We start from the raw sequence: 24,651 nt of genomic DNA on the forward strand, positions 1-24,651 counted from the left end.
ATAATAATGATCATATAAAGATATATCAATCAGAAACATCCGCCAAATTCTCGCCCTTTACTTCCGGTGCATACCATAAAAAAAGATGAATACAGAAATATTATTTCATAATAACAAGCATTGTTATTTTAATGGGGTGGGAGGAAATTAAGTTCACTAAGGAAATTCTGATAAAGATAACTTTAGCCCCCTGAAATTAACCATGATGATGTCAATAATGGTTAATTAGCTGTAGAGCAAAATGGATATCGCCCAGGCGATTATAGACTTTACTGCGGGTTAGATAACCCGCAAAAAGCAACAACAAGGAATGGATCATGTCTACACCCGCGAATTTTAATGGCCAACACCCAGTGATTGATGTCAATGACGCAGTTATGTTGCTTATCGATCATCAAAGCGGCCTGTTCCAGACCGTTGGCGATATGCCAATGACTGAACTGCGTGCAAGAGCAACGGCTCTGGCAAAAATCGCCACCTTATGCAAAATGCCGGTGATCACCACCGCGTCTGTGCCGCAGGGGCCAAATGGTCCGCTTATCCCGGAAATTCATGAAAACGCACCTCATGCTCATTATGTCGCGCGCAAAGGTGAAATTAACGCCTGGGATAACAAAGAGTTTGTTGCGGCGGTAAAAGCGACAGGTCGTAAAACACTGATTATTGCCGGTACCATCACCAGTGTATGCATGGCATTCCCGGCCATTAGTGCGGTAGCTGAAGGTTTTAAAGTCTTTGCAGTCATCGATGCTTCCGGCACTTACAGCAAAATGGCGCAGGAGATCACCATGGCCCGCGTCGTACAGGCTGGCGTTGTGCCGATGGATACTGCCGCAGTTGCGTCCGAACTGCAGAAAACCTGGAATCGGGAAGATGCAGCGGAATGGGCTGAAGTCTATACCAAAATCTTCCCGGCTTATCAGTTGCTGATTGAAAGCTATACCAAAGCCCAGGATGTCGTGAAAAATAACGAACTGCTGGACTCTCAGCGCGCTTAACTTTTTCCTTCTTTCACAAACGCCTGTTTAGTATAAGCAGGCGTTTTGTCATATGCGGCATCAACCCCTGTCAGCCATTACGTCCAGCCATAACACCCCCATCGACATCCCAGATGGCGCCAGTCACCCATTGCGTTTTGTCTGACAACAGGAACGCGACGGATTCAGCCACATCACGCGGCGTACCGACCCGACCAATCGGATGGAAGCTGTCAAAGCTACTCATCACACCTTGTACGTCTTCTTTCGGGATAAATCCTTCGTAGATAGGTGTATGCACGACGGCTGGCGAAACGGCGTTGACGCGAATACCGTGAGAGCCCAGTTCGATAGCCAGATTTTTGGTCAGAGCATGCAGACCCGCTTTTGCCATTGAGTACGCTGAAGAAGGCGTTGCGCCAATCGCCTGTTGTGCCCACATCGAACCAATATTCACGATGGCCCCCTGGATGTTAGCCGCCACCATATTTCGCACGACATCGCGGGTGATAAAAAATGTCGCACGGTTGAGGCTCATGTACAGTTCATAATCTTCAATGTCATGCTCAGTAAACGGTTTGGGGAAGAAGACCCCGGCCGCATTCACCAGCAGGTTAATGTCTTTGTGCTCGGCGTTCACCGTTGCCATTACCTGCTTCATTCCGGCGTCTGACATCAGATCCGCCACAATGACCGCCACATCACCCAGCGTCGCCAGTGCCTGACGGGCCCGTTCCGCTTTCTCGGCACGATTGCCAACCAGTACCACGCGGCCACCACCCTGAAGGATCAGCTTCGCGGTTTCAAATCCGATACCACTGGTGCCACCCACCACTAACAGTTTTTTTCCGGCAAATAATGCGTTCATCGCTAACCTCATTTAAAGAGTGTGTTGATGCACTAAAGATGCCAGCTGGCGGCGGTACTGACGAATGAGAAGAAATAGCGTATCAAGAAAGAAAATCTATCTTGCTGGCGTATACTCAGAACACTCAACGAGAAGGGAAAATGGCAAATGCGTTCACTCAACCGGCTAAAATGGTTACATGCTTTTGAAGCCACCGCCCGTCATGGCAGCTTTACCGGCGCAGCGCAGGAATTGGGTGTGACGCCTGCGGCCGTTGGTCAATTGGTTCGCGCGCTGGAAGATTGGGTAGGCCATCCGCTGCTGCATCGTACCCGTTCAGGCAAAGAACGTCTTACGTTGGTCAGCGAAGCACAGGAGGCGTTGCGCGAGATAACACAGGGACTGGATAACCTGGAATCCGGATTAAATAAACTTCGCGGTCGGCGGTCGCGTTCTGTGGTGATCATCACAGCCTCTCAGGTACTGGTGATGAACTGGCTGATGAGCCGTCTCAACCGTTTTTCACAGGCACATGAAAATATTGAGCTACGCCTGAACGTGACGGAAAAGCTGATGGATGTCGCCCACGGCGAAGCCGATCTGGGGGTACGCTGCGGAAAGGGTGACTGGCCGGGGGTGAACAAAACCTGGCTCATGGATGAAGAAGCCGTTCTGGTCTGCAGTCCACGAATGGTACCGGCAGATAAAATATCCTGTGGTGAATGGCTGGCGGCACAGAAGCTGATCCATGATGATACTCCCCATCCCGGTGCCAATTTCCCCGCCTGGAGCGATGTCCTGTCTGCCACCCATGCACCAGCCGTTCGCGATAACGGGCTGCATATCAACTCTACCTCAGCAGTTATTCTGGCAGCGCTCAGCGGCCAGGGTGTGGCTATCGTGCGCCGTGCTCTGGTGCAACAACTGCTCACTGACGGGCAACTGGTTCAGCTTCATCCCAACACCCGCTGGCCCCTGGCGTGGTCTTACTACATCGTCACTCCACAGCACACAACCATGCGCCCGGAGGTGAAAGTATTTAATGACTGGCTGATTGCGGATGTGCTGGCGGAGATCAATCCCTTCTCTGCTATGATACCTGCACACAAATAAGACAAAACAACATGCAGAGGAAAAGATGAGCTCCACCAGAAGAGGGATGATGAACGTCCTGATTGCCGCCGTATTGTGGGGAAGTTCAGGCGTTTGTGCACAGTACATCATGGAGCAAAGCCAGATGTCGTCACAGTTTCTGACCATGACGCGCCTGATTTTTGCCGGACTCATTCTGCTGATGCTCTCTTTTGTGCACGGCGACAAAGTCTTCTCCATTATCAAAAACCGCAAAGATGCCATCAGCCTGCTGATTTTTTCCGTGGTTGGCGCACTCACTGTACAGCTAACCTTCCTGCTGACCATTGAAAAATCCAACGCCGCGACCGCGACAGTGCTGCAGTTTTTGTCACCAACCATTATCGTGGCGTGGTTTTCTGTGGTGCGAAAAGCGCGACCGGGGATCTTAGTGCTCACAGCAATATTCACCTCGCTGGTTGGCACATTCCTGCTGGTCACCCACGGTAACCCGACGTCGCTGTCCATTTCACCTGCCGCACTGTTCTGGGGTATCGCTTCTGCATTCGCCGCGGCTTTTTATACCACCTATCCTTCAACGCTTATCGCACGCTACGGAACGTTGCCGGTCGTCGGCTGGAGTATGTTGATCGGCGGCATGATCCTGCTGCCGTTCTATGCCGGGCAGGGAACAAACTTTGTGGTAAATGGCAGTTTGATTCTGGCGTTTTTCTATCTGGTGGTTATCGGCACGTCGCTGACGTTTAGCCTGTACCTGAAAGGTGCGCAGATGATTGGCGGCCCGAAAGCAAGCATTTTGAGCTGTGCAGAACCGCTGAGTAGCGCGTTGCTGTCTCTGTTGCTGCTGGGCATTACATTCACCCTACCTGACTGGCTGGGCACACTGCTGATCCTCTCTTCCGTGGTGCTGATCTCAATGGACTCCCGCCGCCGCGCCAAAGCGGTTTAATACCCACCGGCGCGGCAACGGGCTACGATTACCAGCCCGGAACCGCGCCGCCGTTAAAGATGGTTTCCGCCGCCCTGGCCACTTCCGGTGACTGATAAGATTGCAGGAATTCTTTTACATTCTCTGCATCTTTATTGTCTTCTCGCGCCACCAGGATATTCACGTACGGTGAATTTTTGTCTTCTATAAACACGCTGTCATGCACCGGAGAAAGCCCGGTTTGCTGAATATAAGTGGTACTGATAATCGCCACATCCACTTTCTGATCGTCCAGCACACGCGGTAACTGCGCACCTTCCAGCTCCATAATTTTCAGATGCCGTGGATTATCGGTGATATCCAGCGCTGTTGGCAGCAGGCCAGTATCCGCTTTCAGAGTGATTAATTTCTCTTTTTGCAGCAGTAACAGCGCCCGCCCGAGGTTAGTCGGATCATTAGGAATGGCAATCGTCGCACCGTCTTTCAGCTCAGCAATGGTTTTGATTTTTTTCGAATAGCCGGCCATTGGGAAAACGAAGGTATTGCCTACCGCCACCAGCTTATAGCCGTGCGCTTTATTATCTTGTTCAAGGAACGGACGGTGCTGGAAGACGTTGGCATCCAGTTCGCCATGATTGGTTGCATCGTTGGGGAGCAGTGAACCACTAAATCCAACCAGTTCGACATCCAGGCCGTACTTCTCTTTAGCCACTTTCTTCGCAACTTCCGCGACATCCTGCTCTGCCCCGTTAATTACGCCGACTTTGATATGCTTTGCATCACTGCTCTGCTGATCGCAACCAGCCAGCAGTAATCCCGCCAGCAATATTGCCGCCCCGGCCCCGAAATGAGGTATCTTCAGCTTCACGTTTTTATCCTTTTGAAATAACCGCCTGATGGGTAATGAAATGACTATAACGGGAAGGCCGCTGCGGTTTAAAAAACGAAAAAGCATCAGCAAGAAGAAAAAAGCATAACGGGAACAAGATAAATTAGTCGAAAGATGCCGTTAGTTCATCACTTGAAAGCCCGGTGATAATTAGCACCAGTTCACGATCGATTCCCTTCTCAAGCATGGCATGGGCTATCCGCAACGCTTCATCCTTTTTGCCTTCACGTTTGCCCTCTAGCAACCCCTCCTGCAGGCCACGGCGATGACCCGTTCTTCGCCCCGATTCACGTAAGCATTCTGCAATCGTCATTAATCTCTCCTTATGTTGGGGAACGCGCAGGGCAACCTGTCGAATAAACGCCTCAAAACGCGGTGCGCTGCCAGACTGCACCAGGTAATTAAATAGCGTTTCTACCTGGCTGTCATTAGCGTGTCCCTTAATCAACAGGGCAACCAGTTTATCGACCAACACCATCAAATCGCGCTCGCGTATATGCTTCTGGACAAGTTCCAGGAGCGCCACTCGCCGGTGCTGCATAATCTCATCATCAGAGACCACCGAGATATCGACCAGCGGGAAGGCCGCGCCATAAAGCTTCCGTGCAGTTTCTGGATCGTCAAATTCATCCAGCCAACACAGTGAAAAAGGGTACGGGCTGGCGACACCATGATAAAAAAGTATCGGAACCACCAGCGGCAGCGTTTTGTGGCCGGCATCAAGGTGATTCTGCATCGCGGCAATGGCGTAACGCATCATCCGGAATGCCATATGAGCATCCGGTGAACTCTGGTGTTCAATCAACGCGTAGATATAGCCTTTTCCGGTCCTCGTGTTTAGCGACCACAGAACATCGGAATAACTGGCACGCAGGTCTTCCTCAATAAAACTCCCTGGCTCCAGTTTCAGTGTGTTCAGATCGCAACGTTCACGTAATGGTGCTGGGAGATAAATATCAAGAAAATCCCGTGCCGTTTCTGGATGGCTTAAGAATTTTTTAAATACGGCATCATGCGGCGTAGAAGTTGTTGGTTTTTTCATGGCGGTCCGTCACCAGAAGAACAAGATGACGTAACCTTACTCGCCAGTCGCACACACAACATCTGGGAACTTTTCTATCTGCGAGGCGGCTTGGCGGATAAATACATGCTTTTGCAATGTATTCATTTTCAGGGAATAGCGTTCGCAAAAATGCCCAGTAAGCGTGATCACTTCGGGGCATTTTTTATAGGCCATCCGGCGATAGCAACATCACACCAGAACTTTCACTATTTCCATTAACCTGACGACATCTTCAGGTCGGGTATTACCGCTATGTGGATCAATAATCGAGCTGTAAACATGCGGCATCACGCGGGGTACTCCCGCCTGCAGACAGGTTTGCAGGATAACGCCGAAGTTATCAAGATCGATTCCACCGGTCGGTTCAATCAATGTCATGCCGTTTCGCGCCACGGTCGTCGCCAGTGCGTACAGCTCAGGGAGCGACTGTTCACCGCCCATCGGGAAGAACTTCGCCGCGTGAGCCCCTGAATCGAGCATCATACGTACTGCTGCATCGCAGGAAACGCGGGCTGGCGTGCCCTGGCTGCTACTGACGCCGGTCGAGATCAACACCTCCCCCGGCGTGCCCGTCGGGCTGACCAACGCGTTGATATGGGTCTGTTCACCGCCCGTTGCCGCCAGCGCTCCGGCAGCAAAACCACAGCCGGTAAAGGTTTGGTTGACGTGTGCCGGATGGACCTGTGAGGCAATCATCGCCGCTTTGTAATACTGCGCCGGGTCGCCCGCCCCCAACCCTACAGAGATTGACGGCACATCATCCATCCAGCGTTTAACTTCGCGGACGCCTTCCTCAACCGAAGCAAATTGTGCGGAAAGTATGCCGATCACCGCATGGCCTTCAGCAGCCTCATAGATCTCACGGGCATTAGTGATATCCTTCGCCAGCACGTTAATCGCCACTTTATTACGATAAAAATTAATGTGCTGCATGCTCTGCAATCTCCTTTAATCGTGCCACGATCAGTGCCATTTCCCCTTCGGCAAGCGTACGCGGGTCAAGGCTAAAAACCCCCTGATGAAGGTTGTAACGGCGAGCGTAAATGGCGATATCGCCACCGCGCAACTGCGCTTCCACGGCATATGCATCCAGCCCCAGCGCTTGCGCGTTCACCCGAATACGAATCCGCCAGATAGCGCGACCGGCCTCGTCCTGCTCGATATCCGCATTCAATCCGCGAATGTCTGAAATCGCCTGTGCCACGGGTTGAAGTTCCTCGGCAGCCACCACAGTCTGTCCCTGATGGTAGTTTTCCAGCGCATAGACCAGCCCGACCATATTCTCCTTGCCGATTTTCATCGCTCTGGCAATTCCGTGATGCTGGGCTTTACAGGCCGCAATCCACTGTTTCTTCCCGGTGATAAACCCGGACGTCGGCGCGTTAAAAGCTTTTGCGCCGCTGTAGACCACCATATCCGCCCCGCTTGCCACCCAGGCGTGCAAATCTTCCTCTGCGGCGGCATCGACAATCAGCGGCAGGTTATAGACCTGCGCCACCTGCACAAAATCGGCAATACCCAACATACCTTTCTGCACGCAGTGGTGCGATTTCACGTACAGCAGCGCGGCAGTATTGTCGTTAATCGCGCTCTCCAGCTGCCAGCGGGCCACCAGATTACTTGAACCGACTTCCACCACACGTCCGCCGCCTAAGCGGATCGCGCTGGTGATGGGCGCCCCGTAGTCAACGTTATGCCCGCGTAGCATGACAACTTCATTCGCCATACCAGAGCTGTCCGGCATCAGCGTGACTCGCGCCCGGTCGCCGCGGGTAATGGCCGCAGCAACGGCGATAGCAATACCCGCCGACGCGCAGGAGGTGATATAGCTGTCCTCCGCGCCGGTAAAGCGGGAAACCAGCTCGCCGGTGCGATCCACCAGCCGATCAATTTCAACAAAGGCCGACGCTGCTCGTGCGGTGGCTTGCATCACTTCCGGCGCAACGCTGGAAACCCCCAAAATGGTCATCTTGCCGCAGGCGTTAATGACCTGTTTTAGGCCGAGTTGTTGATAGATATTCTGTGTCATGGCTTACAGCACTCCTAACAGCGAACAGACCACACTGAGCGCGACAATTGACAGCAAAATGGTGGTGTAACGCGGCCCTTTCTTCACCAGATAGAAGTAGATGGCGAACACCGCCGCCAGCGGTAACAGGCCGGGTGCAATAGAGTCGAGGATCTGCTGAACCACCACTTCAGAGCCTTTCAGGGCACTGAGTTTTAGCGGTGTGGTGATCTTGACGTAGCTTGCAGAAAGCGCCCCCATCATGATCAGACCCAGCACATTCGCACCGTAGATCAGTTCTTTAATTCGCCCCCCTTGCAGCAGGCCGATAATCGAATCACGTCCCAGCGTATAGCCTTTGTGAACCATGCCGTAGCTGATTGCCAACGTGATAGCTGGGTAGAGAATGAGCGGCACAATACCGCCCATCGCGCTGCCATTCGCGGCGAACGGGATGAAAATAGCAATTAACAGTGGCATGACGGCGGCCCAGATTATGGAATCGCCCATCCCGGCCAGCGGTCCCATTAATCCCGTTTTAATGCCGGTAATTGAGGCATCGCTAATTGGCTCGCCGCGCGTTTTCTGCTCCTCCATCGCAATGGAGATCCCCTGAATCACCGCACCAAACGTCTGCTCAGAGTTGAAGAAGTTCAGATGGCGTTTCAGCGCCTCTACCTGCTCTTCTTTTTGCGGGTAGAGTTTTTTGATGATCGGCGTCATCGAGGCGCAGAAAATCAGGCTTTGCAAACGTTCATAAGAGCTGGAAACTTCCGCGCCCAACCAGTAGATAAACCAGGCTTTGGTGATATCTGCTTTGGTCAACGTGCCACTTTCACGCGCACGTTCAACCAGTTCATGCTGCATTACGTCGCTGCTCATCATGCTGCTCCTTCATTTTTCGCCAGACCTTTAATCAGGAAGGCCACGCAGGTACCAAAGATTGCCATCGCCATGATGTCCACCTTCAGGTACAGCACTGCAAAGAAACCACCGATAAACCACGGCAGCAGGCTCTTTTTACCGATCACCATAATGGTGATGGCGAAGCCCAGCGCAGGCAAAATGCCGCCCATAATTTCAAAGGAGTGCGTCAGCCAATGCGGCATCAGCTTAAGGAAGCTTTCCACGACATCCTGACCAAAATAGTTTGCGGCGAAGACCACCGGGAAACGCAGGACCAGGCCAAGTAATGCCGGATAAAGAAACGCACAGCGCATAATGCCCGCCATGTTTGCCGTTTCCGCATGCTTGTCGGCCATATGTACCCACGCCGCGTTTAACGTGCGGCGCAACTGGTCGAGGAATACGCCGATGACGCCAAACGGGATCGCCAGCGCGATAGCCAGGTTCGGGTCCATACCGGCCTTCACGGCGATAGGAATTGAAATGCAGGCAGCCAGCGCTGGATCAGAGGGCACGTTGCCGCCCGGTGTAGACGTCACGCCGAGGTAGACCAGTTGCATACCCGCGCCAATGATCATTGCCGTTTCCATGTTACCCAACAGCAGGCCAACGAATACGGCAATCACTACCGGCTGTAGCAACATAGCGGAGAAGGTGTAGCCAAGGCGTAATCGGGCAAACCAGTAATACAACCCCATCAGGCTTGCGAAGACTAAAGTATCCATAGTTAAGTACCCTGTTATCAAAGAATTAGAATTTTTTCAGGATATCGTCCAGCGACTGCGGCTTATCTTCCGGGATGGTCTGGAAGAACACCTGAATCCCACGATTTTTCAGGTCGCTCAGAATGCCGACGTCTTTTTCATCCAGCGTAATGTTCTGGAATACCGCTTTGCGGTTTGGCCCACCGCCCAGTCCCCCCACCTGAATAGTGGTGACATCAAAGCCCAACTGAACCGCTTCCTGAACCGCCGCCAGGGAGGGGAACAGCACCAGAACCTTTCCGTCACCCAGTTGATTCTCTTTCCAGGCAGCGGCAAAACTTTGGTTACCGAAGCAATCCACTTTGATGTTCGGCGGCGCGGCCATCAGGTAGATGTTTTTCATAAACGGATCGGCATCAAGCTCATCGCTGACCACCGCAATCCGATTTGCCTGAGATTGCCCGACCCACTTGGTGACGACCTGCCCATGAATCAGACGGCTATCAATACGACATAAGACGATGTTTGCCATGGTGTTTCTTCCTTATTGTGATTGTTGTAATTGACGTACGTGAGCCACAACGTCCAGGCAACTGCTACGCCCGGCCTCAACCAGATCCGCCACACAAGCAGTCAGTTGGCCATGCTCACGCTTGTCCAGCGCCTCCAATAGCAAAGAGGCATTTAGCCCGGAAATCACTGCCACCGGGTAATCAGCGCTTAGCCGCGCCGCGACATTAGAGGTAGTACCGCCAATAAAATCAGTGAGGATCAGTGAGCCTTCTGGCATGATTTTCACTACGGCTTCGACGCGCTGATAAAACTCGCCAAGCGTATCAACAGGCATCAGCGCAATTTCCGTTACGCCTTTAATTTCGCCCATTACCATACGCAAGCTGTTGCAAAGCTGTTGCCCCCAGCCGCCATGGGTCAGCAGCAGGATCTGGGGCAAGGATTCAGTGGTAGTCAAAATGGCCTCCTGGCTCGATTACATAGACATAGGTAAACAGAGCAAAGGCTGTGCCAGAATTTGTGTCACGCGGGGGAGGTGTAGGTGCCGACGGGGCGCAAAGCCCCACCAGACGAGGGATTAACTGTATAACAGTTCGTAGATATAAATATATTCCGCGTCCGATAACCGAATGGCGTAGGCCTCTTCAATCGGCAGGAAGGCGGATTTAATGACACTAAACGCGCGAACATCCAGATCTGGCTTGTTCTCCAGCGCCATCTGTAACGGTTTGCGGTTAATCACGATACGCTCGACCATACAACAGCAGTGGATCAGGAAGCGCAGTGTCACCTGGCGGCTCGGTTTCAGCGAAAGCGTGGTGGTCAGATGGTTAAGTACACCTTCCATCTCCTTCAGAATACGCTGAGGGTTAAGCACTGAAATATGGTTAATGATACTTTCCATGGTCAACGCACTGATAAAACGCATCGCGCTGCGCTCCATCTCCAGACGGCGCTCACTGCTTGAAAGATCCGGCGTCAGCAGACTGAGCACCAGTTCAGGCCCCTGCTCGGAGAACAACTCTTCAAGCGAGATAAACGGGATATCAGGCAGTCCCGGCTGGAAAGTACCGACAATGCCTGCCAGTCGTTCGCTGGCGTTAATCGCCTGCTGAATGCGCTCCAGGCTGCGAACTTCGTTGTAATCAAGGATCACCATCCGCGTATCCTGCGACATCAGCTCACCAAAACTTTCTTCCAGCACCTTTTTGATTTTTTCCGCCGTGCCCATCCCGGTGATGCAAGAGATAACCAGCACTTTGCCACTGTTTTCCTGCTGTGGTGTACAGAGCTGGCAGGGTATATTTTTGCTCTGCATCAGTGCCGCCAGTTGCGGTAAATCGCTGGTTTCATAGCTTAAATCTAGTCCTATCTCCAGCAGACTGGTGAGCGTGATATTGGGCATCAGCAGAACGTCTATCTGGAATAATTTGCTGATCGTGCTACCAAAATGAACTAATGAGCCAATATCTACCATCAGGATTAACCGCCGATATTGCCGGGCCTGGATCATCTGCGTCAGGGCTTCCAGCGTGTCATGCACCGACTGCTCAAAAGGCATATCGATTGCGCTGAACACCTCGCGTTCCAGCACACGATTCACGTACTGCGCCTGGCTTGTGGCGGTCGTCGCGCCGTGGGCAATCAAAATCACCCCGCAATCCGGGCTGGCATCAATCCGTTGGCGGTAATGGCGGCACTCCTTGAGGAACAGGCACAGCCAAACCACTTCCGTTGCCGGGCACTGAATATGCAGCAGTTCATTGATTTTTCGGCATAACAGCGTGGCGTTTTCGTATTCATCTTTACAGCGGTCGAGGATCAGGCTGGAAGAATAAAGTTGTGGAATAAGCCCGCGCTGCACGTAGCCAATCAGCGCCAGGAAGTGTTTTCGCAGCGGGTTAACCAGATTTTCCGGCAGCGTGAAGCCAAGCACCTGCTCAACGCAGCCGATCAGCAGCGTGACTCGCTCTTCAATCTGATCGCCATAGCGCGGGGGATGCGCCACGCTGTCGCGACTATAGAGACCATATTCAAAAATCGAGCTGAGCTTGTTTTTGAGGATTGCCAGCGTTTCGGCTGGCGGTACATTGCTGTTACGCAGGTTGATATATTCCCGGGTCAGGAAGCTGTAAAAGAGATCGCTCTCTTCAATTTCAGCCCCGGTTGCCAGCGAATTTTTCAGCGCAGGTAACGTTCGGGCATCAATGCTCAGGTGCTCTTTACCTTCGAACAGCGCCCCAACTAGCAGACGTTGTTCCGGTGTGGCGTTAAACGGGATTTCTGCCAGACGTTTATCCAGCTGTAGCGTATCGCTGTGCTCCGTCATTCCCGAGGCCCAGGCCTGGGCACAGAGAAACTGAATGTCGCTCTTGAGCTGGCCAATGTTGCCTTCTAACGGTTTGTTCAGCAGCCAGAGCAGCAAAGTGCGGTCGATACTTACTGTTCGCTCGATTTTACGGCTCTCACGCTGTAAGAATCCGACAATCAATTCAACCTGTTCTTCCACCGAGCGCTGGCGGATGCCGGGGAGATCGATACACACCTGAATACGCCGCTGGAAGGTGCGCAGCAATGCTGAGCTGACAGGTTCGGTGGTTGCACAAATCAGACGAACCGAAATAGAACGCGCCATGGCGCTTGAACCCAACGGTCGATACTCGCCTTTGTCGAGAATAGAGAACAGCTTTTCCTGACCTTCATACGGCAAACGATGCACTTCATCGAGCAGCAGATAACCGCCGTCGGCCTGCTCGACCAGACCGGGTTTATTCTCGTTTGCTCCGGTAAACGCCCCCTGTCGATGACCAAACAGGTGTGAAGAGAGCAACTCCGGGTTATGGGCGTATTCCGCGCAGTTGAAATAAACCAGCGGCGGGGGCGCGCCCGTTGCGCGTTCACAGGCAAAACGGTGCATCAGTTCAGCAAAAAAAGTTTTGCCGACACCAGAAGGCCCCGTCAAAAGAACGTGGAGTCCGTGGGGATAAAGCACCGCCGCGCGGCCTTTTTCCACCGCATCGCGCAAACTGCGGTCGTAGCCAATCAAGCCAAAAAAAGGATCGTCTGCCGCCCGGTTTTCCTGAGCAGGCAACAGATCGGCAACGGTTTGTACTTCGCGCTCAGACTCATCGAGTTTGCGCCCCAGCAGCGTTTCAATCGCCTGGCGATGCAAAAAGAAGACCGGGCGCCCGCGGCTTTTAATCGCCAGGCCGTCGTTCCAGAGCTGATTGAGATCTTTACTGACCGAATTACGCGCCAGTCCAAGGTTAAAGCCGATAGCTTCCGCTGTGAACGCCGTTTCCTGCGCCAGATGGGCAAGATTCAGCCCTCGCGTCAGTCGTTCCAGCTCTCCCAGTATTATCTCAATCCGTCTCATCTCTTTACCGCTTAAGAAATAAATGATTGTTCAGAACATACACTATTCTGCTGCGCAAGAAAGTGAGGCGGCATCCAGTCGTTACGGGCAATCCTCCCGGACATCAAAATGTTTTTGATAAATAATGGCGTGCAGCGCCTGATTCCGGGAAATTATCGAGGGTCATTCGTAGCTGATAGCCGTTCTTTTGATAAAACGGCAGCGCCTGGAAACTCATGGTATCAACCAGCGCATGCAGACATCCTCGCTCACGTGCCGTCTGTTCTGCTACCTGCATCAGCTTTGTGCCATAACCGTCTTTGCGCAGGGCGTCATCCATCCATAAGAACTCAATGCACAACCAGTCGCCTTTGATTTTGCCGATCAGCCCACCCCGAATCTTATTGTGTTCATCACGCCAGTAGACCGCCAAATCGCCAAAATTGGTCGTTTTCAGGAACTGGAAATTGTAAGCACGCAGCCCGGTAAGCAGCGCATTTTGATCATCTTCTGTAACGGTATCAGTAATCTGTATCTGCATCCTATCCTCCTGAAAGACTACAACTTCTGGCTGATTTATTTTTAATCGTTAACACAGGCTGATGAGTGAGCCGTATGCCGTCTACACTTACTCTTGAGATGATGCGCATCAACAACAAGGATTATTATCATGAAATTAGCCGTTTTTCCGATCATTGCCGTCCTTTTCACGCTACCGGGCCTGGCACAGGCTGACTCGGCTTACGGCGGGTTACAGTCGGTGCACGAAAAGAACACTGTACTCAAGGATTTGCGCAAACTTTGCACCCCACAGGGGTCGCCATCAGATGAAGTGTGGGAAAAAACAATTATGTCTGATACACGCAATCAGCAGCATATTCGCGAAGCTATTGTGGCGATAGAAAGAAATAATCAGAACAACTACTGGGAAGCGCTTGGCAAAGTTGAATGCCCTGATTTATAGCCATTATGTTGTAAAATGAGCACTGTAACCGGTTTCTGTATCGCAAAAACACGTATTGTTGCCACAACTAATAAAGAGTAAGGGAGCAACAATAATGCGATACCGTTTTCCTGCGAACTTCTGGTGGGGCAGTGCCTGCTCCGCGCTGCAAACGGAAGGTGATAGCCTCAACGGCGGCAAAAGCCAGACCACATGGGATGTGTGGTTCGACCGCCAACCGGGTCGTTTCCATCAGGGAATTGGCCCGGCGAACACATCCACGTTTTATCAGCATTGGAAACAGGACATCGCCCTTCTCAACCAGCTGAAACATAACAGCTTTCGTACATCACTGAGCTGGTCACGCCTGATCCCAAACGGCACGGGTGAGGTGAATCCAGAGGCCGTTGATTTTTATAACAACGTCATCGACGAGCTGCTGGCTCAAGGTATTACGCCCTTTATCACCCTGTTCCACTTTGACATGCCAATGGTGATGCAGGAGAAAGGCGGCTGGGAAAACCGTGAAGTGGTCGAGGCATTTGGCCACTATGCACAGACCTGCTTTAACTTGTTCGGCAATCGGGTGAAGCACTGGTTCACCTTTAACGAACCGATTGTCACGGTAGAAGGCGGTTATCTGTATGATTTCCACTACCCTAACGTGGTGGATTTCAAACGCGCCGCGACGGTGGCGTACCACACCATTCTGGCACATTCAATGGCGGTTCGGGCCTGGCACGTCGGAGGTTATGACGGCGAAATCGGCGTAGTGTTGAATTTAACGCCTTCTTATCCACGCTCGCAAAACCCGGCAGATGTAAAAGCCGCACACCATGCAGACCTGCTCTTTAACCGTAGTTTCCTCGATCCAGTGCTGAAAGGTGAGTACCCGGAAGACCTGGTAGAACTGTTGAAAGAGTACGATCAACTGCCAGCATGTCTCCCCGGCGACAGCCAGCTGATAGCTGATGGCAAAATTGATCTGCTGGGCATCAACTATTATCAGCCGCGCCGCGTGAAATGTCGTGATAGCGCAGTCAATCCGAACGCGCCGTTTATGCCGGAATGGTTATTTGATTACTACGAAATGCCGGGACGTAAAATGAACCCTTACCGTGGCTGGGAAATATATGAGCCGGGTATTTACGATATTATTACCAACCTGCGTGATAATTACGGCAATCCACGCTGTTTTATTTCTGAAAACGGTATGGGTGTCGAAAATGAGCAGCGTTTCATTCAGCAGGATCAGATAAACGACAGCTATCGTATTGAATTTGTATCTGAACATCTGAAATGGCTACATAAAGGCATTAGCGAAGGCTGCAATTGTCTTGGCTACCATATGTGGACCTTTATTGATAACTGGTCATGGCTGAACGGATACAAAAACCGCTACGGTTTTGTCCAGCTCGATCTGGAAACGCAAAAACGCACGGTGAAAAAGAGTGGCGAATGGTTTGCTCATACCGCCGAAAACAATGGTTTTGATTAAAACCAACCTGGATGCCGGATAGCGATCCGGCATACCGAGCTTTAGTTTATTGCATACCTTTTATGCGAACTTTCGCCGCCACCAGAAGCGCCGTCAGCAGCATCAGAGCACCTGAGAGCATCAAGGGAGACAGCAAACCAAGGTTATCGAGCGCATACCCGCCAATCGCGGCACCGCAGGTGTTAGCCAGTTGGATCACGGCGACCTGAACGGACCCGGCTTTCTCTGCCTGATCGGCCAAAGAACGGGTGATCCACGTCGACCAGCCGACCGGTACCAGCGCAAACGACAACCCCCAGATAATCGCAATGGCGGCCGCCACCACTTTGTCACTCCCCCACAGAATCAGCACCAGCGCGCTGAGCGCCAGCACCAGCGGTGCACCGGCTAATGCCAGTTTGACCGAACGTTTCAGGATCACCGACGAGAGCGACGTCCCGACAAAGCTGGCAATACCAAAGCTCAGCAGCACCAGCGTCAAACCATCCACATCAAATCCCGCCAAATTCATGTACACCGGGCGGATGTAGGTAAAGAAGGCAAACTGCCCGGCAAAGGACATGAAGATAGCCATCATGCCAGCCATTACCCCCGGTCGTTGCAGCAGGCTAAACACGTTTTGTTTCTGATGTGATGGCTCACCGGGCAGCGAAGGCAGCGATCTCACCACCCAGATGGTGCACAGCACGCCCATCACCGCCGCGGCATTAAAGACGTTGCGCCAGCCAATGATGCCGCCTAAGAAACTCCCCAGCGGGGCGGCAATGACCAGTGCGATAGAGACTGCGCCAAAGATCACTGATAACGCTTTCGGCACCGTCCGTGCAGGAACCAGACGCATGGTCAGCGATGCCGACATCGCCCAGAACCCTCCGAGCGCCAGACCGAGGCAGGCACGACCAATCAACAACAGGGTAAAAGAGTTGGCAAAGGAAACCAGCAGGCAGGAGATTGTCAGCAGTACCGAAAAGAGGATCACGACATAGCGACGATCGGTTGCCTGAATAATTTGCGTCACGAACAGGCTGGCAAACATGGCGACAAACGCCGTTACGGTCACCGATTGCCCGGCAACACCTTCCGAAATACCGAGGTCCTGCGCCATTGGCGTCAACAAACTGACGGGCAGAAATTCAACGGTTATCAGGCAGGCAACACAGAACGCCACGGCAAATACCGCCGACCAGTTCGGTCGGGTATTTGCCTCAGCGCGGGATTTTTGTTCAATAGCGTCACTCATTTTGTTACCTGCGTGGGGTTATTGTAGAAAAGTTACGCAGTGTAACATTAAATTTGTGACGTATTTAACGTTTCAGCAACTGTTTATCGCCGGATAGCGACGTCGTCTTATCCGGCCTACAACAGAGGATCTTTGCTGACCCAATTAAGCGTCACGTGCAGCCCTTGCCAGCCCGACTATCCACTCCTGATGACCGTTAATCATCGGATTAGGCAGCGTGCGTGCCAGCTCCTGTGCCGGAACACCACGCTGCGACTCCTGGGTCAGAATACGTACGCGCCCGCCAGGTAAATCTTCAAACAGCCAGGCATGGACAACATCCAGACGCGAATCAGCATCCCCTTCCGCCCAACCGTGCCAGGCAATACGCGCAGCCTGACCATCGACCGGTGGCGCATATTCGATGACTTGCGCTTCAATTGGGAAGCCAAAGGTTGTGAAACGGAAACGGGCGTTCATGCTCAGTAACGGTCCAGAGCCATCGTGAAACCGGATATCCGCCACATTGCTGTAATACGTCGGCCAGCGCGTTGTGTCGTTGAGCTGAGCCCAGACAGCGCGGGTGCTCAGTCCGGCAACAATGATTTCATTGGAGGCAAAGTTATCGGTCGTCCCTGGCAAATACGCCTGTGGCCAGATAATTGCGCTTTGTTGAGTCGCTTGTTTCATGATGAACCTCGTCGTGTAAGTTAACGAGGTTCATCATGCGCGGGAGAGAGATATAAATATAATGACGATTAAAAATATCCGTCATCATATATTTTGATATCAGTGCAACCAGTGCACTCCATCTTCAGGTTGAAAAAAGGCGTTATAGCGCATCTGAAACGCATTTATCTCCTGCATATCCGGCTCCATTTCGCGCAGAAAACCCAGCGCCAGGCGTACCTGTGCGTCGGTAATCGGCGCGGCCAGCCGGGCTTTTTGCAACACCCGGTGCCACTGCAGCAGATTCTGTTCACTACCGTCTACAATGACGATTTGCCAGATTAGCAGCACCTGGGCAGCATTTTGCAGATGCGATTCGTCAGGTCGATGGAGGTACTGTAAAAACGCCTCTCCCTGCACTTTCCCCATCTGATCGATCATCGATTCTACCGGCACGACATCAATACTCAGACGTTCGCTCAGACGGCGAATCGCGCGCCGTGACCCGGACGTCAGTACCCGAAAACCCACAACAAAAACAACAACCAGCGTGGCCAGCATTATCCAAATCATGCGCACATCCATTACCCGACAGGACGCCCATCATAGCGGCAAATTCACCTGTGTCGACGACTGAACGTGTCATAATGTGACTTATCGAACCCATGAGCAGACATCATGAAATCTGATATCAGAATCCTCGATCTTAATCTGTTGAAAACGCTGGATGCCCTGCTGGATGAACGCAACGTTACCCGGGCGGCGCAACGACTATCGCTCACCCAACCGGCGGTTAGCGGCATGCTAAATCGTCTGCGCGATTATTTTGACGATCCGCTGTTTGTCCGCACACCGCACGGTATTGTCCCGACATTACGGGCTCGCGAAATGGCTGCGCCCATCAAACAGATCCTCAGCGACATTGATATCCTGCTTAAGCCCGCGCAGTTCGACCCGCTCACCGCGGTACTCACCTTTACCGTCGCCGCGACCGATTACGCCCTTAAAGCGGTGATCGTGCCGTTTATCGCCGCGCTTCGCGCACGTGCGCCAGGTATTCGTGTGCGGGTCGTTCCCGTTGAGCAGGAGCAGCTAACAACACAGTTTGAGCAGGGTAAAATTGACCTGGCGCTGCTGACGCCGGATTCAACACCGGATAATCTGCACAACCGCCCGTTATATAACGAAGAGTATGTTTGTCTCATGCGTCATGATCATCCCGATGCCCATCAGGCGTTAACACTCGATCGCTTCTGCGCGCTGGAGCATGTGCTGGTTTCTTATAAGGGGGAAAGTTTCTGGGGGGTCACCGATGATGCGCTGGCAGATGTTGGACGAAAACGACAGATTGGTTTGTCAGTCAGCAGTTTTCTGGTTCTGCCGGATATCCTCGCGATTAGCGAGATGATTGCCGTCGTCCCTGCCCGGCTGGACTATACCGATCCCCGGATGCACGTTGTGCCACCGCCGCTGCCCATTGCTGGTTTTACTAAAAGTATGGCCTGGCACGAACGCACGCACCGCGATGCGGCGCATCAGTGGCTACGCAATCTGGTGCATGAAACCAGTCAGTCTAAACCATAAAAAAACCCGCCATGAAGGCGGGTAAAAGTTACCACTACACACTTAAGCGACTTTCAATTGCTGGATCTTTTTCTCGCGACGAATTTTACGTTCTTCAAACACGGCCACGATAGCCATCAGGCAGATACAACCGATAGCGGCGGTATCCAGCGCGGCGAAGGTACCTGCCCAGCCAGTCAGACCGAAAACCGGTGTACCATCAGCAATCATCCCCAGACCCAGCTTGGCGAAGCTGTCACCGATCAGATAGGCAAATGTCCCTTTAATCCCATCGGCAGCGCCGATCGCTTTTTTCGGTACGAAACCAACGGCTGCGACACCGATTAACAGCTGCGGGCCAAACACCAGGAAGCCGAGGGCAAACAGCGAAGCCAGATAGACATACTGGTTGCTGGCGTGCTGGTAAACACCCAGTGTCGCAATGATTAATGCCAGAGCCACACAGGCCACCAGCGCCCGGCGACCGTTTGCCAGGTCAGAGAGCCAGCCCCACAGCAACGTACCGACCAGCGCACCCACTTCAAACAGAGTAAAACCCTGAATCGCCACTTCTTTGGAAAGCTTCAGTTCCTGGAACGCGTACACGGTAGACCACTGGTCGATACCAATACGGACCACGTACAGGAAGATGTTGGAGAAACACAGCAGCCAGATCACTTTGTTTTTCAGCACATACTCAACAAAGATCTGCCACTTGGTCATGTCATTTTCTTCGGTCTCTTTGTCTTCTTCGCTGATCTCTTCACCGAACAGTTCTTCAGCTTTCCCCAGACCATAAGATTCCGGGGAGTCGCTGCCATAGCGCAGGCCGATAAAGCCAACAATCAGGGCGATAATCGATGGGAAGATAAACATACCAATGACGTGACCGTCGAACAGGTAGTTGGCACCAAACAACGCCACACCCGCCGCACCGGCACCACCGAGGTTGTGGGAAATGTTCCACATACCGAGGTAAGAACCACGTTTACGGCGAGGTGTCCATTTGGTGATGGTGGAATAACTACACGAACCGCCAGTACTCTGGAAGAAACCGCTCAGCGCGTAGAAGGTAATCATCAGGAACAGGCTGGTTGAACCTGCGCCCATGCTGGCACTGAAGCCGAGCATACAGATAGCAGAGAGGATCAACATAAACGGCAGGAACTGCTTGGTGTTTTTGCCATCCGCGTAATAAGAAACCAGCGTTTTACCCACGCCGTAGGTGATGGAGAAGCCCAGGCCAATCATCCCCAACTGCGTCATGCTCAGCCCGTAGGTGGAGATCATGTCGTTCTGCGCGATGTTGAAGTTTTTGCGGATCAGATACATGGTCAGGTAGCCAATAAAGACCACCAGATAGGACTGCATGAACGGTTTGAACCACATTTTACGCCGCACATCGAGCGGCAGATCCAGGGTTGGCTTGCGCACCTGGTTTAAGAAGGCCAGCATAGGACTCTCCGAGCTAATTTTTATACCTGCGAATAGCAGGCATTGTAAAAATCAGCCCGGGATCACGCCTGAGACAGCGTCCAGGTGAAACCGGGAAAATTTCTTAGTTTTGCCCCACTCAGGGCAAAAAGGTGAGGTGCATCACGCTTCGTTGAGATCGCGCGGGGCCTGGGCGTTTAAAAACGGCAGCAGCAGCAGCGCGGAAATTCCCGCCGCAATAGCGATAACCACAAAGAATCCTGTCCAGTGCCAAACCTCCATCACCTTCGCCAGCGGCCAGCCGGAGAGTGAAGCGCCCAGATAGGCAAACAGCCCGACAAACCCGGTTGCCGCGCCCGCCGCCTCTTTATGCGAGCACTCCGCCGCCGCCATACCAATCAGCATTTGCGGGCCAAAGACGAAGAATCCGGTGGTGAAAAAGCACGCCGCCTGCATCACGTAGCTGGCGAACGGCATCAGCCACAGCGAACCGACTGAGAGCAAAATCCCGGCGGCAAAAATCAGGTTCATTGGCCCACGATTACCGTTGAACAGCTTATCTGACCCCCAACCCGCCACCAGAGCCCCGATAAACCCGCCCAGTTCAAACATGGTCACTGCGGTGTTGGCGGTCACCAGATCGACCCCCAGCGTTTCTGACATGTACAGATTACCCCAGTCGTTGATCGCTGCACGTACCACGTACACCAGCACATAACACAACGACAGCAGCCAGATGTAGGGATTCAGCAATACATAGCGGGTGAGAATTTCTTTGCGGGTTAAGCCTGCGCCCTCCTGCTGCTGGGCAATTTCTAACTCATCGTGCCGCCAGTCGCCAACCGGGGGTAAGCCAATCGCCTGCGGCCTGTCGCGCAATCGCCAGCACAGGAAAAATCCCACCACAATCGCCAGTATTCCGGCAATCATCATTCCTGCACGCCAGCCATAATGCAGCGCCGTCGCCGCCATCACCATCGGGATCAGCGCCCCGCCGACGTTATGTGCGGTGTTCCATAGCGCCCACCAGCCACCACGCTCGGTACGCGAGTACCAGGCAGTCAGCAAACGGGCGCATACCGGCGATCCCCAGCCCTGAAAGAACGCATTCAGTGCCCACAGTAGCGCAAAGGCCCAAAGCGAGGTCGAGAAACCAAACAGGATGTTTACCAAGCCGGTTGCAATCAAGCCAATGCCCATAAAATAGCGGGCGTTGGAACGATCGCTGACGATACCAGAGACAAACTTCGACAGGCCGTAAGTGATGTAAAACAGCGTTGCCAACAGACCAATATCGCTGCGGGTCAGCACACCGCTGGTCAGGATATCCGGCACCGCCGCGTTGAAGCTTTTGCGCGTGAAATAAAACAGCGCATAGCCAAGCCAGATGGTGGTCAGAATATGCCGCCGCCAGTAGCGATAACGGGCATCTACTTCACTTTTATTGGTAATGAGTGGCGCATTCGCCGGGGCTTTTAGAAACTGAAACATTGCCATTCCTTACACATAACGCTGAGGCAAAGAGACGCTGACCCGCGTACCGTGCGTACAGGATATCGAAAGCTTACCGCCGAGGGCCGTAATGCGCTCGCGCATCCCGGTGAGGCCAAATCCTTGCTGATTCGAACCCGGCGGCAGGCCGCTGCCATCGTCCTCAATCACCAGCATCAACCGCTCATCCTGTAGCCAGCCCTGCAACGTCACCGCGCTGGCATTGGCATGCTTAACAATATTGTTTAGTCCTTCCTGGCAGACGCGAAACAGCGTCACCCGCTGACTCTCGCTGAGCTCTGATTCATCAATATGCCAGTCGAGGTGGCTGACGATACCGCGACTTTCCAGCTCCATTTCCCGCATCAACGAACGGATAGCCTGCTCCAGGGTTAAATCATCTAACTGGCGCGGGCGTAAACGCCCCAACAGGCGACGTACCGAATCGTATACCCCGAGTGAAAGCTGCTCAATATGCGCCCCACTGCGCTTCACGCCCACGTTCTCCGGCGCCAGTCGCTGAACGATACCGGCCTGAGTACGAATCGCGGTAATGGTCTGCCCAATGTCATCATGCAGTTCACGCGCCACGTCGCGGCGCACGCTTTCTTCGGTTTCCAACAAACGCTCCGCCAAACGATGATTGCGTGCCAGCTCGTTTTGCAGCGACTGGTTGAGTTCACGCAGGCGCTGAATACCCGCGCCGAGCAGCAGACCGGTCAGGCTCTGCGCCAGCAAGGAGAGCAGCAAGTCGACGGGATGGTCGTGCCAGGTCTGGCTGGCAATCAGCGCGATGGCATTCATCAACGTGGCGATCAGCGCCCCCTGCCAGCCATAATGCCAGGCAAGTGCAATAATCGGCAGCGCCAGGCAAAACGGCGTAAAGCGTGACAGCTCATTCGGCAGACCCAACTGCAACCACAGGCTGACACTGAACAACAGCAGATACCAGATCAGATGTCGTCCGCGCCAGTTCACGGGTTGAGAAACCACCGCAGGTCCCAGCGGCAGCCAGGTGGTGCTGGTCAGATAGTGCCAGAACACCAGGCAGATCGGCGCCAGCGTCAGTCCACCAGTGAGTGTTAGCAGCAGCACGGTCCAGGCCTCTTCACCTTGCCCAAGCCATGGTAGCGATTGCAGCAATGCCGCCGCGGTCAGTGCTGCCCCCTGTAATAACAATGTGCGCCAGTCACGCTGATGGCGGAAACGTGAGGTCAGTGCGACGGGAAGTAAGGTGAGAAAGCTACCGATCACCAAAAGTGGCAGATGGGACAGTGCCACTTCCAGTGCCAGCCAAAACAGAAGCAGCCATTCCGCGCCCAGCAGCACCGGCCAGTAGCCGCGCGGGCATTGCAGCATCAACCCCAGGCGCAGGCCGAATGGAAACAGCAGCACTGCCAGCTCCGGGCGTTCAACCAGATGCAGGCTGATGCTCCACAGGCAAAACCATGCGGCAGAGAAGATAAAAAAGCAGGCAACAATGGTGACTAACCGGGAAAAGAACGTGTTCATTGCCAGCCGTCAAACATCCGCCGTGCCAACTCAACATCGTTGCTTACGCCCAACTTTTCCATCAGGTTGGCGCGGTGCACGTGTACCGTTTTTGGTGACAAGCCCAGTTCAGCCGCAATCTCTTTGACTGCCATCCCTTGCGCCAGTTTTTCTGCCACCTGACGTTCGCGTTTGGTGAGTGGGTCCTGACGCCCGGCCGCCAGTTTGACGGCGATATCCGGCGTTAAATAGCAGCCGCCGGTCGCCACGGTACGCACCGCGGCAATCAGCTCATCGGGGCTACAGCGTTTTGAGAGGAAGCCTCGCGCCCCTGCGTTCAACGCCTGCTCCACCAGCGCCGGGCTGTCGTGGACGGAGAGCATGATAATCGCCATGCCTTTTGGCAACTGGCTTAGCAGTTCGAGGCCGGAAATGTCAGGCATGGAGATGTCGCAGATACAGACCTGCACGCCGCGCCCTGGCAATCCTGCCAGCGCCTCGCTACCTGAGCCAAACTCAGCCACAACCTGCAAATCGGGTTCCAGCCCCAACAGTTGGGCAAACCCGGAACGGACGATAAGGTGGTCGTCGATAAGGGCAACGGTAATCATGGGTTATGTCCTGGTACTGGAAAACGCCTGATGGCGCTGCGCTTATCTGGCCTACAAGAAGGTAGGCCGGACAAGGCATGAATGCCGCCATCCAGCAAAGGCGATTACCTTAACGATATACACTTCATCCTTCAAGCGGCCTCTGCCTTGAGCGGATTACTCGAAGAAGACGGTAATTTTGTTAAACATTGAGGGATCAGACTGGTTGCGTGCCACTTTCACCACATCTTCCAGTTTGTCGATCTGGCTTATCATCTGCTCCAGACGTTGGTCGTCATTCACCAATAGCCAGATACGGCTCTTATCACTGTCCTGAATCGGTAGACAGAGGATCCCTTCCACGTTGAACGCACGGCGGGCAAACAGTCCACAAACGTGGGTCATTACACCCGGGTGATTGCGTACGGTGAGTTCCAGGATTACGTTGTCATGAGTCTGCTGTTGCATGGC

The 24,651-nt window shown here is 53.1% G+C and carries 25 protein-coding genes; 6 read left to right on the forward strand and 19 right to left on the reverse strand.

The features are described from left to right. Window positions 1-317: 317 nt before the first annotated feature. Window positions 318-998: a hydrolase gene (locus NNO02_RS06865; RefSeq protein WP_271454465.1), complete on the forward strand. Its 681-nt coding sequence runs from the start codon at window positions 318-320 to the stop codon at window positions 996-998. A gap of 70 nt (window positions 999-1,068) precedes the next feature. On the opposite strand, the gene NNO02_RS06870 is transcribed toward NNO02_RS06865, so the two are convergent. After that, window positions 1,069-1,845, reverse strand: coding sequence for an SDR family NAD(P)-dependent oxidoreductase (locus NNO02_RS06870; RefSeq protein WP_271454466.1), 777 nt, complete (start codon window positions 1,843-1,845; stop codon window positions 1,069-1,071). Between the two features lie 147 nt (window positions 1,846-1,992). Between NNO02_RS06870 and NNO02_RS06875 the strand changes: the two genes are divergently transcribed. Both NNO02_RS06875 and NNO02_RS06880 read left to right on the forward strand, forming a co-directional pair. After that, entirely contained in the window at window positions 1,993-2,937 is a 945-nt protein-coding gene (locus NNO02_RS06875) for a LysR substrate-binding domain-containing protein (protein WP_271454467.1), read from the forward strand. 25 nt (window positions 2,938-2,962) lie between these two features. Further along, window positions 2,963-3,865, forward strand: coding sequence for a carboxylate/amino acid/amine transporter (locus tag NNO02_RS06880; protein ID WP_271441409.1), 903 nt, complete (start codon window positions 2,963-2,965; stop codon window positions 3,863-3,865). A gap of 28 nt (window positions 3,866-3,893) precedes the next feature. Here the strand turns inward: NNO02_RS06880 and nlpA are convergent, their stop codons facing one another. The 10 genes from nlpA to NNO02_RS06930 form a co-directional block, all read right to left on the reverse strand. Beyond that, window positions 3,894-4,712 carry a lipoprotein NlpA gene (nlpA, locus tag NNO02_RS06885; protein WP_271449764.1) on the reverse strand — a complete coding sequence of 273 codons (819 nt, stop codon included), beginning with the start codon at window positions 4,710-4,712 and terminating at the stop codon, window positions 3,894-3,896. Window positions 4,713-4,836: 124 nt separating this feature from the next. Beyond that, window positions 4,837-5,775, reverse strand: coding sequence for an Rpn family recombination-promoting nuclease/putative transposase (locus NNO02_RS06890; protein WP_271454468.1), 939 nt, complete (start codon window positions 5,773-5,775; stop codon window positions 4,837-4,839). 210 nt (window positions 5,776-5,985) lie between these two features. Further along, on the reverse strand, window positions 5,986-6,729 hold the full coding sequence (dagF, locus tag NNO02_RS06895) for a 2-dehydro-3-deoxy-phosphogluconate aldolase (RefSeq protein WP_271454469.1): 744 nt from the start codon (window positions 6,727-6,729) through the stop codon (window positions 5,986-5,988). Next, window positions 6,716-7,825, reverse strand: coding sequence for a D-glucosaminate-6-phosphate ammonia lyase (gene dgaE, locus NNO02_RS06900; protein WP_271454470.1), 1,110 nt, complete (start codon window positions 7,823-7,825; stop codon window positions 6,716-6,718). The genes dagF and dgaE overlap by 14 nt, the downstream gene beginning before the upstream one ends. Window positions 7,826-7,828: 3 nt before the next feature. Next, on the reverse strand, window positions 7,829-8,689 hold the full coding sequence (locus NNO02_RS06905; RefSeq protein ID WP_005121522.1) for a PTS system mannose/fructose/sorbose family transporter subunit IID: 861 nt from the start codon (window positions 8,687-8,689) through the stop codon (window positions 7,829-7,831). Then, a complete protein-coding gene (locus NNO02_RS06910) occupies window positions 8,686-9,435 on the reverse strand; it encodes a PTS mannose/fructose/sorbose/N-acetylgalactosamine transporter subunit IIC (protein WP_003023960.1) in 750 nt (249 codons plus the stop codon). The genes NNO02_RS06905 and NNO02_RS06910 overlap by 4 nt, the downstream gene beginning before the upstream one ends. A gap of 25 nt (window positions 9,436-9,460) precedes the next feature. Beyond that, the gene (locus NNO02_RS06915; protein WP_003023959.1) at window positions 9,461-9,946 is read right to left on the reverse strand and encodes a PTS system mannose/fructose/N-acetylgalactosamine-transporter subunit IIB; all 486 of its coding nucleotides are present in this window, start codon (window positions 9,944-9,946) and stop codon (window positions 9,461-9,463) included. Between the two features lie 12 nt (window positions 9,947-9,958). Further along, complete coding sequence (locus NNO02_RS06920) at window positions 9,959-10,384, reverse strand: PTS sugar transporter subunit IIA (RefSeq protein WP_271441414.1); 426 nt, start codon at window positions 10,382-10,384, stop codon at window positions 9,959-9,961. Window positions 10,385-10,504: 120 nt separating this feature from the next. Further along, window positions 10,505-13,303, reverse strand: a complete 2,799-nt coding sequence (dagR, locus tag NNO02_RS06925; RefSeq protein WP_271454471.1) for a transcriptional regulator DagR — start codon at window positions 13,301-13,303, stop codon at window positions 10,505-10,507. 103 nt (window positions 13,304-13,406) lie between these two features. Further along, window positions 13,407-13,823 (reverse strand): GNAT family N-acetyltransferase, encoded by a 417-nt coding sequence (locus NNO02_RS06930; protein ID WP_271454472.1) that lies wholly within the window; start codon window positions 13,821-13,823, stop codon window positions 13,407-13,409. A gap of 129 nt (window positions 13,824-13,952) precedes the next feature. Between NNO02_RS06930 and NNO02_RS06935 the strand changes: the two genes are divergently transcribed. Beyond that, window positions 13,953-14,246 (forward strand): YicS family protein, encoded by a 294-nt coding sequence (locus NNO02_RS06935; RefSeq protein ID WP_202037365.1) that lies wholly within the window; start codon window positions 13,953-13,955, stop codon window positions 14,244-14,246. Window positions 14,247-14,340: 94 nt separating this feature from the next. Next, window positions 14,341-15,723 (forward strand): glycoside hydrolase family 1 protein, encoded by a 1,383-nt coding sequence (locus NNO02_RS06940; protein WP_271454473.1) that lies wholly within the window; start codon window positions 14,341-14,343, stop codon window positions 15,721-15,723. 46 nt (window positions 15,724-15,769) lie between these two features. On the opposite strand, the gene nepI is transcribed toward NNO02_RS06940, so the two are convergent. The 3 genes from nepI to NNO02_RS06955 form a co-directional block, all read right to left on the reverse strand. Beyond that, on the reverse strand, window positions 15,770-16,963 hold the full coding sequence (nepI, locus tag NNO02_RS06945) for a purine ribonucleoside efflux pump NepI (protein WP_271454474.1): 1,194 nt from the start codon (window positions 16,961-16,963) through the stop codon (window positions 15,770-15,772). 144 nt (window positions 16,964-17,107) lie between these two features. Continuing rightward, window positions 17,108-17,632 (reverse strand): SRPBCC domain-containing protein, encoded by a 525-nt coding sequence (locus NNO02_RS06950; RefSeq protein ID WP_271454475.1) that lies wholly within the window; start codon window positions 17,630-17,632, stop codon window positions 17,108-17,110. A 99-nt stretch (window positions 17,633-17,731) separates the two neighbouring features. Next, window positions 17,732-18,184: a DUF1198 family protein gene (locus NNO02_RS06955; protein WP_271441420.1), complete on the reverse strand. Its 453-nt coding sequence runs from the start codon at window positions 18,182-18,184 to the stop codon at window positions 17,732-17,734. Window positions 18,185-18,289: 105 nt separating this feature from the next. Here NNO02_RS06955 and NNO02_RS06960 point away from each other — a divergent pair, with 105 nt between their 5' ends. After that, the gene (locus tag NNO02_RS06960) at window positions 18,290-19,195 is read left to right on the forward strand and encodes a LysR family transcriptional regulator (protein WP_271454476.1); all 906 of its coding nucleotides are present in this window, start codon (window positions 18,290-18,292) and stop codon (window positions 19,193-19,195) included. Window positions 19,196-19,237: 42 nt separating this feature from the next. On the opposite strand, the gene uhpT is transcribed toward NNO02_RS06960, so the two are convergent. The 5 genes from uhpT to ilvN form a co-directional block, all read right to left on the reverse strand. After that, the gene (gene uhpT / locus NNO02_RS06965; protein WP_271441422.1) at window positions 19,238-20,629 is read right to left on the reverse strand and encodes a hexose-6-phosphate:phosphate antiporter; all 1,392 of its coding nucleotides are present in this window, start codon (window positions 20,627-20,629) and stop codon (window positions 19,238-19,240) included. 141 nt (window positions 20,630-20,770) lie between these two features. Further along, complete coding sequence (locus tag NNO02_RS06970) at window positions 20,771-22,099, reverse strand: MFS transporter (RefSeq protein ID WP_271454477.1); 1,329 nt, start codon at window positions 22,097-22,099, stop codon at window positions 20,771-20,773. A 9-nt stretch (window positions 22,100-22,108) separates the two neighbouring features. Beyond that, on the reverse strand, window positions 22,109-23,611 hold the full coding sequence (gene uhpB / locus NNO02_RS06975; RefSeq protein WP_271454478.1) for a signal transduction histidine-protein kinase/phosphatase UhpB: 1,503 nt from the start codon (window positions 23,609-23,611) through the stop codon (window positions 22,109-22,111). Then, window positions 23,608-24,201, reverse strand: coding sequence for a transcriptional regulator UhpA (gene uhpA / locus NNO02_RS06980; protein ID WP_005121502.1), 594 nt, complete (start codon window positions 24,199-24,201; stop codon window positions 23,608-23,610). Before uhpA ends, uhpB begins: the two co-directional genes overlap by 4 nt. Before the next feature lie 156 nt (window positions 24,202-24,357). Beyond that, complete coding sequence (gene ilvN, locus NNO02_RS06985; protein WP_003023914.1) at window positions 24,358-24,648, reverse strand: acetolactate synthase small subunit; 291 nt, start codon at window positions 24,646-24,648, stop codon at window positions 24,358-24,360. Between the last annotated feature and the right edge of the window lie 3 nt (window positions 24,649-24,651).

Origin of the sequence: Citrobacter sp. Awk 2 (genome assembly GCF_028069815.1) — a bacterium.
In the GTDB taxonomy this organism is placed as follows: domain Bacteria; phylum Pseudomonadota; class Gammaproteobacteria; order Enterobacterales; family Enterobacteriaceae; genus Citrobacter.

Coding starts and splice junctions, on each gene's coding strand:
- NNO02_RS06960 (WP_271454476.1), top strand. CDS start 18,290: ATGAAATCTGATATCAGAATCCTCGATCTTAATCTGTTGAAAACGCTG.
- NNO02_RS06890 (WP_271454468.1), bottom strand. CDS start 5,775: ATGAAAAAACCAACAACTTCTACGCCGCATGATGCCGTATTTAAAAAA.
- NNO02_RS06905 (WP_005121522.1), bottom strand. CDS start 8,689: ATGATGAGCAGCGACGTAATGCAGCATGAACTGGTTGAACGTGCGCGT.
- dgaE (WP_271454470.1), bottom strand. CDS start 7,825: ATGACACAGAATATCTATCAACAACTCGGCCTAAAACAGGTCATTAAC.
- NNO02_RS06870 (WP_271454466.1), bottom strand. CDS start 1,845: ATGAACGCATTATTTGCCGGAAAAAAACTGTTAGTGGTGGGTGGCACC.
- dagR (WP_271454471.1), bottom strand. CDS start 13,303: ATGAGACGGATTGAGATAATACTGGGAGAGCTGGAACGACTGACGCGA.
- NNO02_RS06930 (WP_271454472.1), bottom strand. CDS start 13,823: ATGCAGATACAGATTACTGATACCGTTACAGAAGATGATCAAAATGCG.
- NNO02_RS06915 (WP_003023959.1), bottom strand. CDS start 9,946: ATGGCAAACATCGTCTTATGTCGTATTGATAGCCGTCTGATTCATGGG.
- NNO02_RS06865 (WP_271454465.1), top strand. CDS start 318: ATGTCTACACCCGCGAATTTTAATGGCCAACACCCAGTGATTGATGTC.
- NNO02_RS06875 (WP_271454467.1), top strand. CDS start 1,993: ATGCGTTCACTCAACCGGCTAAAATGGTTACATGCTTTTGAAGCCACC.
- NNO02_RS06950 (WP_271454475.1), bottom strand. CDS start 17,632: ATGAAACAAGCGACTCAACAAAGCGCAATTATCTGGCCACAGGCGTAT.
- nepI (WP_271454474.1), bottom strand. CDS start 16,963: ATGAGTGACGCTATTGAACAAAAATCCCGCGCTGAGGCAAATACCCGA.
- uhpA (WP_005121502.1), bottom strand. CDS start 24,201: ATGATTACCGTTGCCCTTATCGACGACCACCTTATCGTCCGTTCCGGG.
- NNO02_RS06910 (WP_003023960.1), bottom strand. CDS start 9,435: ATGGATACTTTAGTCTTCGCAAGCCTGATGGGGTTGTATTACTGGTTT.
- ilvN (WP_003023914.1), bottom strand. CDS start 24,648: ATGCAACAGCAGACTCATGACAACGTAATCCTGGAACTCACCGTACGC.
- NNO02_RS06940 (WP_271454473.1), top strand. CDS start 14,341: ATGCGATACCGTTTTCCTGCGAACTTCTGGTGGGGCAGTGCCTGCTCC.
- NNO02_RS06955 (WP_271441420.1), bottom strand. CDS start 18,184: ATGATTTGGATAATGCTGGCCACGCTGGTTGTTGTTTTTGTTGTGGGT.
- NNO02_RS06880 (WP_271441409.1), top strand. CDS start 2,963: ATGAGCTCCACCAGAAGAGGGATGATGAACGTCCTGATTGCCGCCGTA.
- dagF (WP_271454469.1), bottom strand. CDS start 6,729: ATGCAGCACATTAATTTTTATCGTAATAAAGTGGCGATTAACGTGCTG.
- NNO02_RS06970 (WP_271454477.1), bottom strand. CDS start 22,099: ATGTTTCAGTTTCTAAAAGCCCCGGCGAATGCGCCACTCATTACCAAT.
- uhpB (WP_271454478.1), bottom strand. CDS start 23,611: ATGAACACGTTCTTTTCCCGGTTAGTCACCATTGTTGCCTGCTTTTTT.
- uhpT (WP_271441422.1), bottom strand. CDS start 20,629: ATGCTGGCCTTCTTAAACCAGGTGCGCAAGCCAACCCTGGATCTGCCG.
- NNO02_RS06935 (WP_202037365.1), top strand. CDS start 13,953: ATGAAATTAGCCGTTTTTCCGATCATTGCCGTCCTTTTCACGCTACCG.